General features: G+C 58.9%; 1 protein-coding gene. It reads right to left on the reverse strand.

Annotated elements, in window-relative coordinates; all coding sequences use genetic code 11:
• Positions 1-27: 27 nt before the first annotated feature.
• Positions 28-1,382, reverse strand: a protein-coding gene (locus tag NKK51_RS32355) for an IS3 family transposase (protein WP_502895240.1) whose coding sequence is annotated in 2 segments (ribosomal slippage) — positions 28-917 and positions 917-1,382 — 1,356 coding nt in all. Because the reading frame shifts where the segments join, the coding sequence is not laid out codon by codon here.
• Positions 1,383-1,426: the final 44 nt, after the last annotated feature.

The following is a 1,426-nucleotide window of genomic DNA, read 5'->3' on the forward strand; positions in this document are numbered from 1 at the left end:
TGAACTGACCCCATAAAGTTGGACGGTTCATTGAGTTGGTAGGTTTAAGGGCTGGTTCCTGTATTGCACAGGGGCCAGCCCTTTCAGTTTCAGTTTGATGCGGCGGTGGTTGTAATAGTCGATGTAGTCCGTGATGGCGTCGTCCAGGCTTTGAACGGTGTCAAAGGTTCCGGGATGGAAGAGCTCGGATTTGAGGATGGCAAAGAAGCTCTCCATTGGGGCGTTGTCGAGGCAATTGCCTTTGCGTGACATGCTCTGTTGGAGGCCTCTGGCTTCCAGCCTGCGTTGGAATGCCGACATCTGATACTGCCATCCCTGATCGGAATGCAGGATCGGCCTTTCGTTCTCACCAAGCCGGGCGAGGGCTTTGGTCAGCATATTGTCCACCATTTTGAAGCGTGGCCGCCGCGCCGTCTCGAACGCGACGATCTCGCCATTGTAGAGATCCATGACCGGGGACAGATAGAGCTTGTCGCCGGCCAGGCTGAACTCCGTCACGTCGGTCACCCATTTGCGGTTGGCGCGGTCGGCGCCGAACTTGCGCTGCAACAGATCGGGAGCGGTCCGCCCAGCCTCGCCCCTGTAGGAGCGATACTTCTTCGGCCTGACCAGCGACTTCAATCCCATCCCGGCCATCAGGCTCTGGACGGTCTTGTGGTTGACGCGCCGGCCCAACCGGTGCAGTTGCGCAGTCACCCGGCGATAGCCGTAGCGACCCTTGTGGCTGTCGAAGATGGCCTTGATCGCCGCCTTCAGCGCCGCATGGCGGTCCGAGCGCTTCGCTGCTTTCTGTCTGTAATAGAACGTGCTGCGCGCAAGCTTCGCCAGCTCGAGCAGCCCCTCAAGCGAATGCAACGGCCTTAACGCCTGGACGGCTTGCGCTTTTTGAGCGCATGTCCCTGCGTTAAGGCCTCTAGTTTTTTTAGGTAGTCGTTCTCCATCCGCAGATGCTTCAGCTCAGCCAGCAGTTCTTCGCGGCTTTTGGCCTCGTCACTGGCTGCAACAGGCACTGCGGGGGACGGCGGCTTTGACATGGGTCGTCCTCTGGGACGTGGGCCGAGCGCCTCTATCCCGCCCGCATGATAGCGCTTCTCCCAGCCCGTCAGGCAACTGGCATTGCGGATATTGAACAATGCAGCCGTCTGCCGATACGACAGACCTTCCTCCCACATTCGCTCAAGCACCGACAGCCTGAACGCCGCGTCGTAACGACCGTACTTACCAGATAGCCCGGCATCGCCATGCGCCTGGTACAACGCAACCCACTTGCGAACAGTGGCCGCATCAACGCCATGCATCGACGCCGCACTCGCGCAGCTCTCATCCCCGCCTAAATAGCTATCGACAACCGAGCGCTTGAAACTCTCGCTGTATTTGGACATGCAAAACCCCCGAAGGTTGTGTCCAACTTTCGGGGGTCAGTTCA

The sequence above is a fragment of the Mesorhizobium sp. M0011 genome, assembly GCF_040324155.1.
GTDB lineage: Bacteria > Pseudomonadota > Alphaproteobacteria > Rhizobiales > Rhizobiaceae > Mesorhizobium.